The sequence below is a fragment of the Streptomyces sp. NPDC033180 genome, assembly GCF_055577645.1.
The window spans coordinates 198,573-215,063 of sequence record NZ_JBVIPU010000010.1 but is presented as its reverse complement, the minus strand read 5'-3'; the positions used below and the strand labels follow the sequence as shown (position 1 = coordinate 215,063).

At 70.3% G+C, this 16,491-nt stretch carries 15 protein-coding genes; 9 read left to right on the top strand and 6 right to left on the bottom strand.

Translation table 11 applies throughout. The features are described 5' to 3' along the window. Positions 1-41: 41 nt before the first annotated feature. Positions 42-728 carry an esterase/lipase family protein gene (locus ACZ5WE_RS25900; RefSeq protein WP_467692811.1) on the top strand — a complete coding sequence of 229 codons (687 nt, stop codon included), beginning with the start codon at positions 42-44 and terminating at the stop codon, positions 726-728. Positions 729-748: 20 nt separating this feature from the next. Here ACZ5WE_RS25900 and ACZ5WE_RS25895 read toward each other — a convergent pair whose 3' ends face one another. From ACZ5WE_RS25895 to ACZ5WE_RS25880, 4 genes are all read right to left on the bottom strand, one after another. Then, positions 749-1,816: a YncE family protein gene (locus tag ACZ5WE_RS25895; protein ID WP_467692477.1), complete on the bottom strand. Its 1,068-nt coding sequence runs from the start codon at positions 1,814-1,816 to the stop codon at positions 749-751. Between the two features lie 116 nt (positions 1,817-1,932). Beyond that, positions 1,933-2,469: an NUDIX hydrolase family protein gene (locus tag ACZ5WE_RS25890; protein ID WP_467692479.1), complete on the bottom strand. Its 537-nt coding sequence runs from the start codon at positions 2,467-2,469 to the stop codon at positions 1,933-1,935. A gap of 162 nt (positions 2,470-2,631) precedes the next feature. Further along, on the bottom strand, positions 2,632-4,440 hold the full coding sequence (locus tag ACZ5WE_RS25885; RefSeq protein WP_467692481.1) for an ABC transporter ATP-binding protein: 1,809 nt from the start codon (positions 4,438-4,440) through the stop codon (positions 2,632-2,634). A gap of 11 nt (positions 4,441-4,451) precedes the next feature. Then, entirely contained in the window at positions 4,452-6,146 is a 1,695-nt protein-coding gene (locus tag ACZ5WE_RS25880; RefSeq protein ID WP_467692483.1) for an ABC transporter ATP-binding protein, read from the bottom strand. Between the two features lie 157 nt (positions 6,147-6,303). Here ACZ5WE_RS25880 and ACZ5WE_RS25875 point away from each other — a divergent pair, with 157 nt between their 5' ends. The 4 genes from ACZ5WE_RS25875 to ACZ5WE_RS25860 all read left to right on the top strand — a co-directional run bounded on the left by ACZ5WE_RS25875 (position 6,304) and on the right by ACZ5WE_RS25860 (position 9,217). Next, positions 6,304-6,846 carry a nitrobindin family protein gene (locus tag ACZ5WE_RS25875; protein ID WP_467692485.1) on the top strand — a complete coding sequence of 181 codons (543 nt, stop codon included), beginning with the start codon at positions 6,304-6,306 and terminating at the stop codon, positions 6,844-6,846. Positions 6,847-7,044: 198 nt separating this feature from the next. Beyond that, a complete protein-coding gene (locus ACZ5WE_RS25870; protein WP_467692487.1) occupies positions 7,045-7,560 on the top strand; it encodes a lytic polysaccharide monooxygenase auxiliary activity family 9 protein in 516 nt (171 codons plus the stop codon). A 92-nt stretch (positions 7,561-7,652) separates the two neighbouring features. Further along, positions 7,653-8,732 carry an NAD(P)H-dependent amine dehydrogenase family protein gene (locus ACZ5WE_RS25865; RefSeq protein WP_467692489.1) on the top strand — a complete coding sequence of 360 codons (1,080 nt, stop codon included), beginning with the start codon at positions 7,653-7,655 and terminating at the stop codon, positions 8,730-8,732. A gap of 5 nt (positions 8,733-8,737) precedes the next feature. After that, positions 8,738-9,217, top strand: coding sequence for a carboxymuconolactone decarboxylase family protein (locus ACZ5WE_RS25860; protein ID WP_467692813.1), 480 nt, complete (start codon positions 8,738-8,740; stop codon positions 9,215-9,217). Positions 9,218-9,252: 35 nt separating this feature from the next. Here the strand turns inward: ACZ5WE_RS25860 and ACZ5WE_RS25855 are convergent, their stop codons facing one another. Then, positions 9,253-10,911 carry a GMC oxidoreductase gene (locus ACZ5WE_RS25855; protein ID WP_467692491.1) on the bottom strand — a complete coding sequence of 553 codons (1,659 nt, stop codon included), beginning with the start codon at positions 10,909-10,911 and terminating at the stop codon, positions 9,253-9,255. Positions 10,912-11,010: 99 nt separating this feature from the next. Next, positions 11,011-11,970 carry a polyphosphate kinase 2 family protein gene (locus tag ACZ5WE_RS25850; protein WP_467692493.1) on the bottom strand — a complete coding sequence of 320 codons (960 nt, stop codon included), beginning with the start codon at positions 11,968-11,970 and terminating at the stop codon, positions 11,011-11,013. A gap of 132 nt (positions 11,971-12,102) precedes the next feature. Between ACZ5WE_RS25850 and ACZ5WE_RS25845 the strand changes: the two genes are divergently transcribed. From ACZ5WE_RS25845 to ACZ5WE_RS25830, 4 genes are all read left to right on the top strand, one after another. Beyond that, positions 12,103-12,807, top strand: coding sequence for a helix-turn-helix domain-containing protein (locus ACZ5WE_RS25845; RefSeq protein WP_467692495.1), 705 nt, complete (start codon positions 12,103-12,105; stop codon positions 12,805-12,807). Then, complete coding sequence (locus ACZ5WE_RS25840) at positions 12,804-14,066, top strand: MFS transporter (RefSeq protein ID WP_467692496.1); 1,263 nt, start codon at positions 12,804-12,806, stop codon at positions 14,064-14,066. Before ACZ5WE_RS25845 ends, ACZ5WE_RS25840 begins: the two co-directional genes overlap by 4 nt. 112 nt (positions 14,067-14,178) lie before the next feature. Next, on the top strand, positions 14,179-15,501 hold the full coding sequence (locus tag ACZ5WE_RS25835; protein WP_467692498.1) for an ABC transporter substrate-binding protein: 1,323 nt from the start codon (positions 14,179-14,181) through the stop codon (positions 15,499-15,501). Next, positions 15,498-16,481 carry a carbohydrate ABC transporter permease gene (locus tag ACZ5WE_RS25830; protein WP_467692500.1) on the top strand — a complete coding sequence of 328 codons (984 nt, stop codon included), beginning with the start codon at positions 15,498-15,500 and terminating at the stop codon, positions 16,479-16,481. Before ACZ5WE_RS25835 ends, ACZ5WE_RS25830 begins: the two co-directional genes overlap by 4 nt. Positions 16,482-16,491 lie beyond the last annotated feature (10 nt).

Sequence of the window (16,491 nt, the reverse complement as noted above, 5' to 3'; positions counted from 1 at the left end):
GTGAACGTGGTGACGTCCGCCCGACCGAGGGGGAACCTGTGCTGCGCCGAATCTCCGTCCCGCTGACCATCGCGGCCCTCGCCGCCCTCCTGACGCCGCTGACCTCGGCCCGGGCGGACGAGACGCCGAAGGCCGCCCGTACTCCCGTGATCTTCGTCCATGGCTACAACGCCGACCCGGGCGTGTGGGGCTCCCTGCGCGACGACTTCAAGGCGTCGGGTTACGCGGACACGGAGCTGTTCTCCTGGGGTTACGACACCAGCCAGTCGGTGAACGAGGTGCTGTCCGGCCGGTTCGCCGCGTACGTCGATGAGGTGCGCGCGCGGTCGGGCGCGGCCAAGGTGGACATCGTCGCCCACTCCTTCGGCAGCCTCGTCACCCGCTGGTACGTCAAACACGGCGGCGGTACCGGGAAGGTCGCCCACTGGGCCTCCCTCGCGGGCCCCAACCACGGCACCGCCACGGCCTGGGCCTGCGCCGCCTGGTCGCAGGCCTGCCGTGACATGACGCCGGGCTCGTACGTCCAGGACGGGCTCGCGGAAGGCGACGAGACACCGGGAGACGTCGCCTACGCGACCTGGTGGTCCAACTGCGACGAGATCATCAACCCGGACGACAGCGTGCTCCTCGACGGTGCGACGAACAAGGCGGCGGGCTGCCTGAAACACAACGACCTGCTGGGGGACGACGGGGTGTCGCAGGGGGTGCGGGACTTCGTGGGCGGCTAGCCCGCCTGGGCTCGCCCGGACTACCGACGCACGCGGAGGCGGGTCAGCAGATCCTCGCCCGCCGGGCCCGATGCCGACTTGTCGACCACGTACGCGGTCCCTTCGGCCACGTGGACGTGGTTGGGGAGGGCGGCGGTGGCCACGGTCCGCACGACGGCTCCCTTGCGCGGGTCGACGACCGTGACGGTGGCGGAGAGGCGGTTGACCGCCAGGACGTGGCCCGAACGGTGGTCGACGGCCACGGACTTGGTGCCTTCACCGGACGCCACGGACCGGGTGACGGCGCCCTTGCGGAGGTCGACGACCGAGACGGTGCCCGCGGTCTGGTCACCGGTGTAGGCGGTGCGGCCGTTCTTGGAGAGCGCCACCGACAGCGGGCCGTCGCCGGCCGGGATGAGTCGCGGGCTCTTGGAGCCGCGGGAGACCTCGATGATCCGGTCGCCGGTGTGGTCGGCCGCGTACACGGAGCCGGTCCGCTCGTTCACGGCGAGGCCCGTCGGTCCCGCGCCCGGGACGGTGACGCGCCGCTTCTCCTTGAAGGTGCCGGAGTCGAACGCGACGAGGGCGCCGTCGCCGAAGGCGCTCGCCCACACCAGGTCACGCCGCTCGTCGACGACGATCTCCCGGGAGTGGCTCACGCCGGGCAGGGTGGCGAGATGCTCGCCGGTGCGCTGGCTGTAGACGGAGACGGAGTTGTCCCGGGTGTTCGTCGTCCAGACGGTGTTGTGCTCGTCGTCGACGGCGACGCCGTAGACGGACTGGACGGCGCCCGTGGCCGCGTTGACGGCCGGCGCGTACGACTTCTCCACCCGCAGCGTGTCCGGGTCGGCCTTCAGCAGCCTGGACTCGGTGACGGGCGCGGGCGGCTGGCCGACGGAAGAGGCAACCCAGAGCGCGTCGTTCCGCTCCGAGTACGCGGACTGGTACAGGCCCGGCGCGAGCGGCGCGGAGACGACGGGCGAACCGGCGCCCGCGGCGGTGGCGCCCGAGACGGCCGCGCCCGCGGTGCCGGTCGAGGCCAGGGCGCTTCCCGCGGCGAGGGCCACGGCTGTCGCGATGATGCGGACACGGTGGGTAGGTGCGGTCATGCTGCGTCGATCTCCTTGGCAGGGGTGACTCCGGAGGGAGCCACTCGCCGATCAACTTAGCCGAGCCTTACCTATCCGTCACCGGACGGTTGGCCCAGAGCCTCATTCGACACCGCTCAGGACAGGCAGCCCGCGTGCGCGAGGGCCTGCTTGAGGAGGACGCCGTGGCCACCCGGCATCTCGTTCTGGACCACCTCGGACGAGGCTTCCTGCGGACTGAACCAGACCAGGTCGAGAGCGTCCTGGCGGGGACGGCAGTCGCCGGCCACCGGGACGATGTAGGCAAGGGACACCGCGTGCTGGCGGGGGTCGTGGAACGGCGTGATGCCGTGCGTCGGGAAGTACTCGGCGACGGTGAACGGCTGCAGCGAGGCCGGGACGCGGGGGAGTGCCACCGGGCCGAGATCCTTCTCCAGGTGGCGCAGCAGGGCGTCCCGGACCCGCTCGTGGTGCAGGACCCGGCCGGAGACGAGGGAGCGGTTGACCACCCCGTCGCGCCCCATGCCCAACAGCAGCCCGATGCTGGTGACTTCGCCGCTGTCGTCGACGCGCACCGGCACCGCCTCGACGTACAGGATCGGCATGCGGTTACGGGCCTGCTCGAGCTCGTCGGAGGTCAGCCAGCCGGGCGTGGTTTCGGTCGTGTCAGACATCGGCTGATCATACGTTCCTGACTCACTCCGTGGTGCTTCACCTTGGTCGCGATGTCGCCGAGGCCGCCCTGTGCCCACTGCGGCACCAGGCGATCAGCCCTTCCCCCGGCGAGCGCGGACCCTGGCCGCCGGACGCGAGGATTCGCTCGTACGGAGTGGCCGTCAGGCACCGGAGTCGGTCGCGGTGCGGGTGCCCGACCACGCCTCCCACAGCAGGGCGTAGGGCCCGGAGCCCGCGCGCAGTTCGTCGTGCGTGCCGCTCTCCACGATGCGGCCGCCCTCCATGACCACGATCCGGTCCGCGGTCGCGGCCTGGGTGAGGCGGTGCGCGACGACCAGCGCGGTGCGTCCCTCGATCGCCCGGCCCGCGGCCTTCTCCAGGAGACGCGCGCCCGTGCTGCCCGCCTCGGCCGTCGCCTCGTCGAGCACGGCCACCGGCGGATCGGCCAGCATCAGCCGGGCCAGGGCGAGTTGCTGCACCTGGGCGGAGGTGAGGCGGTGGCCCCCGTCGCCCACGACGGTGTCCAGGCCGTCGGGCAGTGCTTCGACCCAGTCCAGCGCCTCGACGGCGGTCAGCGCCGTCCGCAGTTCGCCGTCGGTGGCGTCGGCACGGGCCAGGCGCAGATCGTCCGCGAGCGGCCCGGCGAAGACGTGGGTCTCCTGGGTGACCAGCGCCACCGGCAGGCCGTCGGCCCGCCCCCGGGTGCCGGTCAGGTGCACCGAGCCCGAGGTCGGCCGGTGCACGCCCGCGATGAGCTTGGCCAGGGTGGTCTTGCCCGCGCCGCTCGGACCGACGAGCGCCACCCGTTCCCCGGCCCGCAGCGTGAGGTCCACGTTCTGCAGGACACGCTGTCCGGGTACGTAGGCGTGGTCGATGCCGATCACGGTGACGGTGCCGTCCGGCTGCGTACCGGGCTGTGACGGCCCGGGCGTCCCCCGCGGCCGCGCGGGTTCAGGTGTCGGCTCGTCGGCGACTCCCACGAGGCGGGCGAGCGAGGCGGTCGCCGACTGCGCGTCGTCGAGGAGTACGAGTGCGGAGTTGACCGGCGCGAAGAGGCTGTGGAAGTAGAGCGCGGCGGCGGTCGCGGTGCCGATGGACACGGAATCCGCGCGGACCAGGAAGAACCCGGTGACGAGGACCGCGGCCAGACCCGTGTACTCGGCGACGTGCAGGCGGTTGTAGAAGTCGAGGACCAGCCGGATGCCGCGCATCTTCAGCTCGACCGCGGTCGACGAACGCCGGGTCACGCGCGCGGTGTGCTGTTCCTCGATGCCGAAGGCCCGCACCGTGCCCGCGCCGGCGATGGTGTCCAGGAGCTGCTGCTGCTGGGCACCGGTGGCGATGCGCTGCTGGGCGTAGAGCGGAACGGCGTGCCGCACGTACCAGCGGGCCGTGGACGCCTGGATGGGCACCGCGAGGAGCGCGGCGAGCAGGAAGCGCCAGTCGAGCGCCGCCATCGCGGCCAGCGTCAGCAGGATGGCAAGCAGGGAGCGGGCCAGTTCGGGCAGGGCGCTGCGCACCGCCTCGCCCACCACCGAGACGTCGCGGGTCACCCGGGCGGTGAGGTCTCCGGCCCCGGCCTTCTCCACCTGTTCCAGCGGCAGCCGAAGTGCCTTCTCCACGAACCGCTCGCGCAGCTGCGCGAGCACGGTCTCGCCGAGCCGGGAGACGAGTGACAGGCCGAGCGAGGTGGTCCCGCCGTGTGCGAGAGCGACCAGGACGAGCAGGACGACCGGCAGTGTGAGGTCTCCCGGCGGGCGCTGATCGGCCACCAGGTCCACGATGCGGCCGAGCAGCGGCTGGACGAGGAGTCCGACGGCGGTCGCCGCGATCATTACGCCGAAGCCGCAGGCCGCCAGGCCGCGATGCGGGCGCACCAGCTCGCGGACCGCGGCGCGGGTGCGGGGTGCGGTGGCGGTGGGGAGCAGTTCCCGGGTGTCCGTGCGCTGCTCGGCCGAGGTCTCGTTCATGCCAACACCGTTCATGCCAACACCGCCGTGCGATAGGCCTCATGACGGTGGATCAGGTCTGCGTGCGGGGCCGTGTCGGTGACGCGTCCTTCGTCCAGGAGCACCACGCGGTCGGTGACCGAGAGCAGGGCGGGACTGGTGGTCACCAGGACGGTGGTGCGGCCCTTGCGGATCTCGCGGAGCCCGGCCGCGATGCGGGCCTCGGTCACGGCGTCGACCGCGGTGGTCGGATCGTGGACCACCAGGACGGGGGGTTCGGCGGCCAGCGCCCTCGCGAGGGCGACGCGCTGGCGCTGCCCGCCCGAGAGCGAGCGGCCGCGCTCGCCGACCGGCGTGTGTTCGCCCTCGGGCAGTGTCCGGGCGACCTGTGCGACTCCGGCGGCCGCCATCGCCTGTTCCGGGTCGGTGGCGTCGGAGGCGGCGGCCGTGACGTTGTCGCGGACGGTGCCTTCGAAGAGGTCCGCGTCGTGTTCTGCGACCAGCATCGCCGTGCGCAGCTCGGCCGGGTCGAGGTCCCGCAGGGGTATGCCGTCCAACTCCACTGTTCCGGTGTCGGGGTCGGTCCGCCTGGCCAGGCAGCGCAGCAGGTCGCCCGCGTGCGCGGGGTCCGTCGCGACCACGCCGAGCAGCTCGCCCGGCGCGACGTCCAGGTCCACTCCGCGCAGCCCGCCGTGCCGTACGCCGTCGAGCCGCAGCGCCCCGCGCACCGGCAGGGGCAGGCTTCGGTCTCCGCCGGTGACGGCGGGCGCGGTGGCGACGACCTCCGCGATCCGTCCTGCCGACGCCCGGCCCTGTGCGAACTCGGCGTTGGCCCAGGCGAGTACTTCCAGCGGCCCGAGGAGAAAGAGCGCGAGCCCGACCGCCGACACCAGCTCGCCCAGGCTGATGCTCCCCTGGGCGGCCAGCCTGCCGCCCACCAGCGCGACGGCGGCGATCAGGCACCCCGTGAGGGCAAGGACCACGCCGCTCTGGAAGGCCTGCGCGCGCGCCGCCTTCAGGGTGGCGCCGAGGGACTCGCGGCTGGTGGTGCGGTAGCGGGCGATGGCCGCCGACTCGCCCCCGATGCCCTTGAGTATCCGCAGGCCCGTCACCAGGTCGGCGGCGACGGCCGACGCGTGCGCGGCGCGCTCCTGCTCGGCCTCGCTGCGGGTCTCCAGCGGCTTGCTCAGGAGATGGCCGAGCCAGAGCAGCACGGGCGTGCCGAGCAGCACGACGAGGCCGAGCGTCAGCGACATCCGCAGCAGGACGACCGCGCAGGTGAGGATGCCGGTCAGCGCCGAGATCCCGGCCATCAGGGCCATGTTGACGGTGCCGACCCGCTTGGCGTCCTCGGTCGCGATGTTGGCGAGGGCGCCGGGCAGCCGGCCTTCCTCGGCTCCGCCGCCGGGGTCCAGAACGCGTCGTACGAGGGAGACACGCAGGGTGTGCTCGGCGCGGGCGGCGGACCGCTCACCGGCCATGGCGCCGAAGCGGAAGCTCAGCGCGAGCGCCACATAGCCGACGGCGAGGACGCCGAGACATACGAGCAGGGCGCCGGTGTCGGAGTCGGTGACGGCCTGGTCGATCGCGACGCCGATCAGGACGGGGACGAGCGCCTCGCCTATCTGGTGCCCGGAACCCAGCACCGCTCCGACGGCGACATCGCGCCGCTGGCCCCGTATCGACTCTCTCAGGACGTCCCGCCCCGACGGACTTGAGGAACTCACCCGCCACCTCTCCAGGGCCGGACAGCAAAAATCTAGGTGAGGCTACCCTAAGTTAGCCCTCCATGGTGCCGACCCGGGCCAGTGACCAGCGGATGCCGCTGCCGGGGAGCCCCTAGGCTGCCTCCTGGCACCGGCCCCTACCCCTGGAGCGCACACCGTGTTCGACCCCGCACCGGAGTACCCGTACCCCGACGGTCACCGGCCGGACGAGGCGCCGGCGCCGCACGCGCTGCTCACGCCCGTCCTCGGTCTCCTGGGCACCTGGCACGGCCGGGGTCAGGGTGAGTACCCCACCCTGGACGCGGATTTCACGTACGCCCAGGAGGTCACCTTCAGCCACGACGGCCGGCCCTTCCTGCGCTATGACGCGCGGGCCTGGCTCCTGGACGCGGACGACGCCCCGCTGCGGCCGTCCGCACGGGAGAGCGGCTGGTGGCGGCTGCAGCCCGAAGGCCGGGTGGAGGCGCTGATCACCCAGCCCACGGGAATCGCGGAGATCGCGGTGGGCCGGGTGACCGGGAACACGATCGACCTCTCCACCGGCGAGGTCGCCCGCACCCCCACGGCCAAGGAGGTCGAGGCCACCCGCCGCCGCTACACGCTCACCGACGACGGGGGACTCACCTTCGTCCACGACCTCGCAGCGGTCGGCCTGCCGCTGCAGCACCACCTCTCGGCGCGTCTGCGCCGCACGGCGTAGGACGCCCGCCGCCTGCCGCCCGCACGTGGCGCAAAAGCGGCCTTGACCGGGGCCCGCCAAAGTCTATGGTCTGGACTGATCGGTCTGGACCAATCGGCCATCACCCCCACTCAAGTACCGCCCCCACTCAAGAACGTCGCGCATCCCGTACAAGCACTTCACGCACACCCCCACCCCAGCGTCGTGAAGGAGTTACGCATGCACAGGAAAAGGAAGCTGGCAGCCATGATCGGTGCGGGCCTGGCACCGGTCCTCGCCCTCACCCTGCCGACGGGATCGGCCAGCGCACACGGATACGTCAACGCACCGGCGAGCCGGCAGGCGCAGTGCGCCGCGGGTACGGTCGCGTGCGGTGAGATCAAGTGGGAACCGCAGAGCGTCGAGGGGCCCAAGGGCCTGCGCAGCTGCAACGGCGGCAACGCCCGCTTCGCCGAGCTGAACGACGACAGCAAGGGGTGGAGGGTCAGCGACGTGAGCAGGACGCAGACCTTCACCTGGACGTTCACCGCACGGCACCGCACCGCGAACTACGAGTACTTCGTCGACGGCACGAAGGTCGCCACGATCGACGGCGGCAACCAGCAGCCCCCGGCCACCGTCTCGCACCAGGTCAACCTCGGCAGCGCCACCGGCAGGCACAAGGTGCTCGCGGTCTGGAACATCGGCGACACATCGAACGCCTTCTACGCGTGCATCGACGTGAACATCCGTTAGGCAGCAACACCCGCAGGGGCACGGCCCCTTGATGGAAATCTCTCCGGTCATGGCCCTATGAACTGATAGGCCCTCTGGCTACCCTCCGCCGCATGATTTCCACGGTTGTCTGGGGTACCGGAAATGTCGGCCGCGCGGCCATACGTGCCGTCGAGGCCCACCCGGCGCTGAAGCTCACGGCCGTGCTCGTCCACAGTCCCGACAAGGTCGGCCGTGACGCGGCCGACCTCGCCGGTCTCCAGGGGCAGTTGGGCGTCGCGGCGAGCGACGACATCGACGCGATCCTCGCGGCATCGCCCCAGGCCGTGGTGTACGCCGCCTCCGGCGACATCCGCCCCGACGAGGCCCTGGACGACGTCGGCCGGGCGATCCGCGCCGGAGCCGTCGTCGTCACCCCCGCCCTGTACGCGCTCTACGACCAGCGCAACGCACCGGCCGAGCTGCGGGATCCGATCCTCGCCGCCATCGCGGACGGCGGCGGCTCCCTCTTCGTGTCCGGCGTCGACCCCGGTTGGGGCAACGACGTGCTGCCGCTCCTGATCAGCGGACTCGGCAGCACCGTCGACGGGATCCGCTGCCAGGAGATCTTCGACTACTCCACGTATGACCAGGAGGACTCCGTACGCCATCTGATCGGCATGGGGCATCCGATGGACTACGAACCCCTGATGCTCGCCGAGACCGTCCCGACCATGGTGTGGGGAGGTCAGATCCGGCTGATGGCCAGGGCTCTCGGCGTCGAACTCGACGACATCCGCGAGACGTTGGAGCGCCGTGCCCTCGACACCTCGGTGAGCACACGGACGATGGGCGACTTCGAGGCCGGCACCCAGGGCGCCGTGCGCTTCGAGGTGCGGGGCATCGTCGGGGGCGAACCCCGCATCGTCATCGAGCACGTCACCCGCATCCACCCGTCCTGCGCACCCGACTGGCCGACACCGCCCGACGGCGCCGGCGCACACCGGGTGATCATCGAGGGCCGCCCGCGCATCGAGGTCACGGTCGAGGCCACCGACGAGGACGAGAACCGGTCGGCGGGCGGCAACGCCACCGCCGTCGGCCGACTGGTCGGCGCCATCGACTGGCTCGTGGACGCGGAACCCGGACTCTACGACGCACTCGACGTCCCGCTGCGCCCCGCGACCGGCAAGCTCGGAAGGAGCAAACGATGAGCTCGATGCACATAGACATCCCCGACGGACAGGAGCCGATCGGGTACGTGTGGGGTGACATGGTCCCCGGGATCGGCATGGCCGCGGCGAACTTCTCGCTGTCGGTGTACGAGCACACGACCCTGGGGCTACGGGAGTTCGAGGCCGCCCGGCTGCGTATCGCGCAGATCAACGGGTGCCTGTTCTGCCTCGACTGGCGGACCGAACGCGAGGGTCAGAAGGTCGAGGAGGAGTTCGCCGAAGCGGTGACCCAGTGGCGCACCACCGACGCCTTCGACGACCGGACACGCCTTGCCGCCGAGTACGCCGAGCGGTACGCCCTGGATCACCATGGATTTGACGAGGAGTTCTGGACGCGGATGACCGCGCACTACAGCCAGCACGAGATCGTGGAACTGAGCATGAGCATCGGCTCCTGGCTGGCGTTCGGCCGGCTCAACCACGTGCTCGGCCTCGACGCGGTCTGTGTACTCCCCGGCCACTGAGCGGAGTTGCTACACATCGTCGCTAGCCATGGTCGCTACACATCCGTGGCGATGATCTTCTCGATGTTCCGTTCGGCGAGCGCCGTGATGGTGACGAACGGGTTGACGCTCGTGTTGCCGGGAATCAGCGCGCCGTCGATGACATACAGCCCTGAATAGCCGTGCAGGCGGCCGTAGTTGTCGGTCGCCTTGTTCAGGACCGCGCCGCCGAGGGGGTGGTACGTGAGATGGTCGCCCCAGATCTTGTACGTGCCGAACAGATCGGTGCGGTAGATCGTCCCCTCCTTCGAGTTGATCTTGTCGAAGATGGTCTTGGCGGCGTCGATGGAGGGCTGCTTCCAGGACGTCTGCCAGTTCAGCTCCACCTTGCCCGCCGCCGCGTTCCAGGAGAAGGCGGCGCGGTTCGGGTTCCTGGTGATCGAGAGGTAGAACGAGGCGTAGGTCTCGATCCCGGTCGGCAGCGGTGCGACCTCGGCGAACGCGCCGCCGGCCGCCCAGTTGTCGATGCCGGCGGTGGGGATGGACGACTGGACCTTTCCGGTCGGGTCCCACATGTGGTTGGCCCGGCCGCACATGACGTTGCCGTTGTCGCCCCAGCCCTTGCCGATCTCGCCGTTCAGCCGGGGCAGCGCGCCGGTGGCTCTCAGTTTGACCAGTAACTTGCTGGTGCCGACGCTGCCGGCCGCGAAGAACACTTTCTGCGCGGTGACGGTCTTGGTGGCGGTGGTGGTGCCGCTGGTGTTGAGCTGCTCGATGACGACGGTGTAGCCGCCGCCGGACGCGGGCGAGACCGAAGTGACTTTGTGCAGCGGGGAGATGGTGACCTTGCCGGTAGCGGTGGCACGAGCGATGTAGGTCTTCTGGAGCGACTTCTTGCCGTAGTTGTTGCCATAGAGGATCTCGCCGGCGACCGCCGACTTGGGGACTGTTCCGGCCGCCTCCTGCTTCATGTAGTCCCAGTCATAGACACCGGGCACGAAGACGAACGGGAAGCCGGAACGCTGGGCGTGCTTACGGCCGACCCGGGAGTACTGGTAGCAGTCGACGCTGTCGAACCAGGCGGGGTCGATGGTGCTGACGCCGAGACCGGCGTTGGCGCGCGGATAGTAGGTGGAGTACATCTCGTCGGCGTTGACCGACGGGAGGACGGCGCCGAAGTTCTCGCGCTTGGGCGTGACCGCCATACCGCCGTTGACCAGGGAGCCGCCGCCGACACCGCGCCCCTGGTAGACGACGATCCCGCCCATGTCCTCGGCATCGAGGATGCCGGTGTAGCGGGGGATGTTCTTGTCGATCGGGAAGCCGAGGAAATTGCTGAGGGGCTGTTTGGTCCTGGTGCGCAGCCAGTAGGAACGGCCGTCGGGCGACGTCGTGTGGGCGAAGATCTTGCCGTCGGAGCCGGGAGTGTCCCAGGCCATGCCCATCTCGATCATGTGCACCTCGACACCTGCCTGGGCGAGGCGCAGGGCGGCGACGGAACCGCCGTACCCGGTGCCGATCACCAGCACGGGCACGCGGGCTCCGTCACCGATCGGTCCGGCTGCGGCCGCGGAGCGTGCCCGGGGCGAGGCGGTCTGAGCGGACGCGGTCTGAGCCGAGAGCGTGACAGCTCCAAGAATAGAACCGGTTCCAGCGATGAATCTTCGTCTTGAGACGCCCTCTGAGGCGGTAATGCGCGTGGTAGTGCCACTCATGTGACGTTCCTCACTCTCGTAGGAATGGGAACGAGTTCTACTGCTACTGGCGCATTAAGTCACTGCATACCTAGAGGTAACTTCTGTCCGATCTTGTACCTATGCGTCGCCGTTGCCTCGGCCGTCGCGCAGGAGTTGCTTTCTGGCCACGCCGACATCGAAGTTCGCCTCGGGGTACTGCGGATCGAGCATCGTCAGGTGCTCGAGGAGGAGGCTGCTGATCGCCCAGTTGCGGTACCACTTGCGGTCCGCCGGGATGAGGTACCACGGGGCGTGCGCCGTCGAACAGCGCTCGAGCGCGATCTCGTACGCCTCCTGGTAGGCGGGCCACAGGGCGCGTTCCTCGATGTCGCCGGGGTTGAACTTCCAGTGCTTGTCCGGGTTGTCGAGGCGTTCGAGCAGGCGGCGCCGCTGCTGTGCGTACGAGATGTGCAGGAAGCACTTGATGACGGTGATGCCGTCGTCGGCCAGGCTCTGCTCGAAGTGGTTGATCCGGCCGTAGCGGCGGCCGAGGTCGCTGGGCGGGACCAGTTCGCGGACGCGGGCGATGAGGACGTCCTCGTAGTGCGAGCGGTCGAAGATGCCGATCTCGCCGGGCGCGGGGAGCGCCTGCGTGATGCGCCAGAGGAAGGGGTGGTCCAGCTCCTCGGGTGTGGGCGTCTTGAAGGCCCTGATGCGGCAGCCGGACGGGTTGAACTGCCCGATGACGTGCTTGACCGTGCCGCCCTTGCCGCTGGTGTCCATGCCCTGGAGTACGAGGAGGACGCGCCGGCGATCGCCCGCGGTGCTCGCCGCGTGGAGCCGTTCCTGGAGGTCGGCGAGCCGCTCGCCCATCTGGGCGGTGGCGAGGACACCGGCGGCCTTGTCCACCGGCCCCGCGGGGGTCGCGTCTGCCGCGTACGAGGCGAGGTCCACGCGCTCGCCCTCGGGGATGCGGAGGACTTCGCGGAGCGGGGTGGGGGTGGGGGCGGGGGGCTTGCGGGCTTCTCCGCCCGCACCCTTCGAGCCCTTGCCCTGTTGCTTCTTCTTGTCCTTCTTGTCTTTCTTGGCCTTGGCCACTGAGCGAACCCTTCCGCCGGTGTTCCTCGATGGTGCGCCGAGGGAGGAGGGCCCGCCAGTCAGCTCGAGCTGGTGAGTGCAAGCCCGTCGAAGAGCCTTGTAAAGAAACCTTTCTAAAGCTAGCTTTACATTATGTCGGACACCACGGATCCAGCCTCCCCGGACGACGCGCCCCGCAGTATTCGCCTCACGGACCCCCGCGCCCTGCGCGCTTACGCGCACCCCACGCGCATGGCTCTGGTCGGCTTCCTGCGGCGGAGCGGACCGTTCACCGCGACTCGGGCAGCCGAGCTGACCGGCGAGTCCGTGGCCAGCTGCTCGTACCACCTGCGGATGCTCGCGAAGTACGGGCTTGTCGAGGAGGCGCCGGGCGGCCGGGGGCGTGAGAAGCCGTGGCAGGCGACCGCCCAGTTCACCGACTGGCCCGGTTACAGCGAGGACCCGTCCGTCGCCGAGGCGTCGGACGCGCTGAGCGCGGCGGTCGCCGAGCGGTACTTCGAGCGCGCCCTCCGGGCCATCGAGCAACGCCACCGGCTGCCACGCGCCTGGCGCGAGGCCGAGCAGTTCAGCGACTCGCTCCTCCACCTCACCCCCGAGGAGCTGACCGGCATCGGCGAGCGCATCGAAGCGCTGCTTCAGCCCTACGAGGACCGCGGATACGACCCGGACCTGCGGCCCGAGGGCGCGCGCCCGGTCAGCCTGATGCGGCTCGCCTTCGTCGACCGGGAGATCCCCGGGGAGGCGCCGGCGGGAGGCGGTACGGAGGAAGGCGGCACGCAGGAAGGCGGCACGCAGGAAGGTGCCGCGCAGGACGCCGACAGCGAGGCCGAAGGGTGAAGCTCCGGGAGCGCATACCCGGCCTGCTGCTCGAGCGCACCTTCCGGCGCTACTGGACCGGGCAGACCGTCTCGCTCATCGGCGGCGAGATCTCACTGATCGCCATCCCGCTGGCCGCCGTGCTCGTCCTCGGCGCCGACGCGGCCGAAATGGGCTGGCTCAAGACCGTCGAGCTGCTGCCCGCGCTCCTGTTCAACCTGCCGCTCGGCGCATGGGTCGACCGGCAGGCCCGGCGGCGGCGTGCCATGATCGCCGCCGACCTGGCCCGCGCGGCTCTGCTCGTGACGCTCCCGGTCGCGTATCTGCTCGACGCCCTCACCCTCGGGCAGCTTTACGCGACGGCGTTCGCGATCGGTGCGCTGACCGTGCTCTTCGACGCCTGCAACAACACCCTGTTCGTGGCGCTCGTGCCGAGCGAGCGCTATGTGCAGGCCAACTCGCTGGTCAGCGGCAGCCGTTCGATGTCCTGGCTGGCAGGCCCCGGCATCGGCGGGCTCCTCGTGCAGTTCCTCACCGCCCCCTTCGCGCTGCTCGCCGACGCCTTCACCTATCTCGTCTCGGCCCGCTTCCTCGCGCGCATCGAACCCGTGGAGCCCGTGCCCGAACCTGTCGGCAAAGGGCACTTCACCGCAGGCCTGCGATGGGTGGTGAAAGAGCCGTCGATGCGAGCGCTGTTCGCGTGGTCCGGCACCATCCAGTTCTTCAACTACATGTTCCACACGCTCTTCGTGCTGTACGTGACGGTCGAACTCGGCCTGAGTGCAGGCGTTCTCGGCGCAACGCTGAGCGCGGGTGCCGTCGGCGGCCTGATCGGTGCCGCGTGCAGCGGCAGAGTCGTACGCCGCTTCGGTATCGGTCCTTCGATCCTCTGCGGTTCCGTCGGGTTCACGCTGCCCCTGCTGCTCGTACCGCTCGCCGATGGCCCGTTGGCGCTGGTCGTCGCCATGCTCTTCGTCGCCGAATTCCTCAGCTGCGTGGGCGTGATGGTCACCGACATCGCCGCCGCGTCACTCCAGATGGTGCTGATCCCGCAGACCATCCGCTCCCGGGTCATGGGGGCCTTCCGCACCCTGAACCACGGTTTTCGCCCCCTGGGCGCCCTGCTGGGCGGCCTCCTCGGTACGGCCATCGGCCTGCGCCCCACGCTCTGGATCGGCACAGCCGGGGCCCTCCTCGCGGTGCTGTGGCTCCTGCCCTCGCCCGTACCGGGCACCCGGGAACTGCCCGATCCCGCCGAACAGGACGCCATACCAGCCTAGTTGGGCCCTCTCGCGCTGCGCGAGGCATTGACATCCCACTCCGGCGCAGGGAAGCTCCCTCACGCCCGTGTTAACGCTAACACCGGGCCGGCACGCGCCTGGGGGGCCACCCATGTCAGGTAGTCGTCTGTCCGGTAGTCGTCACCGCCTTCACCCGCCACCGGGTGCGCCGCTCGACCGTCGTGCCCTCCTCGTCGCGGCCGCCGCCGGAGCGCTCGCCACGGCCTGCGGAACCGCCGGCGGGCAGCCTCCGGGCAAGGTCGCCGTGCTCGGTGACAGTGCCGCCTGGGAGAAGCCGATGGCCGCCGCGGGGGCGGCCATGAAGTCCGCGGCGGGTCTGCGACTGGTGCCCGAGGTCAATCCGTCCCTCGAGTCGTTCGAGCAGGTCGTCAAGTCGTCGCTGCGCACCAGCAAGACGCCGGACATGCTCAAGTACTGGTCGGGCTACCGGCTCCAGGACCTCGCCCGCACCGGCGGCATCGTCGACCTGACCCGGCAGTGGGACAGCGCCGTCAGGAGGGGCTGGGTCGATGCTTCCTTACGGGACGCGTTCACCTACCGGGGGCGCGTCCACGGCCTGCCGATGAACCTCGCGTACTGGGTGTTCTTCTACAACATCGAGGTGTTCGAGGAGCATCGCCTCCAAGCCCCCGCAACCTGGGGCGACTTCCTGGACACCTGTCAGCGGCTCGGGAAGAGCGGGATCACCCCGCTGCACGGTTCGGCGGCCGACCGCTGGCCCTCCTTCATCTGGTTCCAGGAGGTCCTGAGCCGCCAGGACCCGCAGTTCTACGCGGACTTGATGAACGGCCGGGAGCGCTACACCGACCCGCGCGCCGAACGCGCCCTGCGCACCCTGGAGTCCTTCTTCGACAAGGACTGGTTCACACCCATGGACATGAGCCACGCCGACGCCGCGGCGGCGGTCGTGCACGGCAAGGTCGGGATGGTGCCCTGCGGCACCTGGCTCGGCTCGACCCTCGTGGGCGCGGGCGCGAAGCCCGGCAGGAACCTCGGTGCCTTCGTGCTGCCCATGGCGGACCCCGGCGCCCGCCCCTGCGTCATCTTCGAGTCCAGTGCCCTTGTCTCCACCGTCAAAGGGCCCGACAGGGAAGAGGCGTTGAAGGCGGCAGGCAACTGGCTGCGGCCCGCTGTCATGAAGGCCTTCTCGCACGCCCTCCAGGACGGCTGCCCCAACCCGAAGGTCGAGCCCCCGAACCCGGTGATCGCCGGCCTCGCGAAGAAGGTGCGCGGCGACAGGCTCCGGCTGCTCAACCGCTTCTGGGAACAGGGACCGCCCGAACTGGTCGAGGCGACCGTCGACGATCTCGCCGGGTTTCTGCTGAACCCGTCGTCGGCCAGGGGGACCCTGCGGACCATGCAGGACCGCGCTGACGAGGCATGGCAGGTGTGGCGGGAGGCGGAGGAGACATGACCGAGATCGTGACCCCCGCCCGGCACACCGCGAAACCCGTGCGCCTGCGCCGCCGCGTCCCGATCCGCAGCCCGCACCGGGCCGCCCGCGGCAACGGCAGGCTCGGCGGACCGCTCGCCGCGCTGCCCTGGGCGCTGCCCGCCTTCGCCTTCGTCGGCGTACTCCTCGTCTATCCCTTCTTCCGCAGCGTCTACGGCAGCTTCTTCGAGGACAACGGCTTCACAAGGAGTTTCACCGGGTTCGACAACTACGCGCGGCTCGCCGACGACCCGATCTTCGGCCGGTCGCTGCTCAACACCCTGATGTGGGTGGCCGGGACCCTGCTCCTGCCCGTCCTGGTCGGACTGCTCATCGCCGTCGCCACGCACCGGATGCGGTTCGGCGGCATCGCCCAGCTGGTGATCGTGCTGCCGTACGCCATCTCGGCCGCCGCCACGGCGGTCCTGTGGAACTTCATGCTGACGTCCGACGGCGCGGTCAACCAGGTCCTTCGCGGGATCGGTCTGGACTCGTGGGCGCAGACCTGGCTCCTGGAGTGGCCGCAGAACACGCTCTCGATGATCGTCGCCAGTACGTGGCAGGCCACCGGGCTCAACGTCGTCCTCTTCGCGATCGGACTACGGTCCATCCCTCAGGACACCGTCGAAGCAGCCCAGTTGGACGGCGCGAGCGGCTGGCGGATGTTCCGGTACATCACGCTGCCCCAACTGCGAGCCGTGACCGTCGTCGTGGTCGGGATGGCCATCGTGAACAGCCTCAAGGCGTTCGACATGATCTGGATCCTCACCAAGGGCGGCCCGTCCCGCTCCTCCGAGACCCTCGCCCTGAGCATGTACCGCGAGGCGTTCCGGCTCTTCCACGTGGGCTACGGCTCGGCGATCGCCCTCGTCCTCTCGGTGATCGTCGTCGCCTCCTCCTGGATGTACCTGCGCCGCCAGATGCCCGAGGCCGACTCCCGCGCCGCCGCCACCAAGGCCTGAGGAGGTTCCA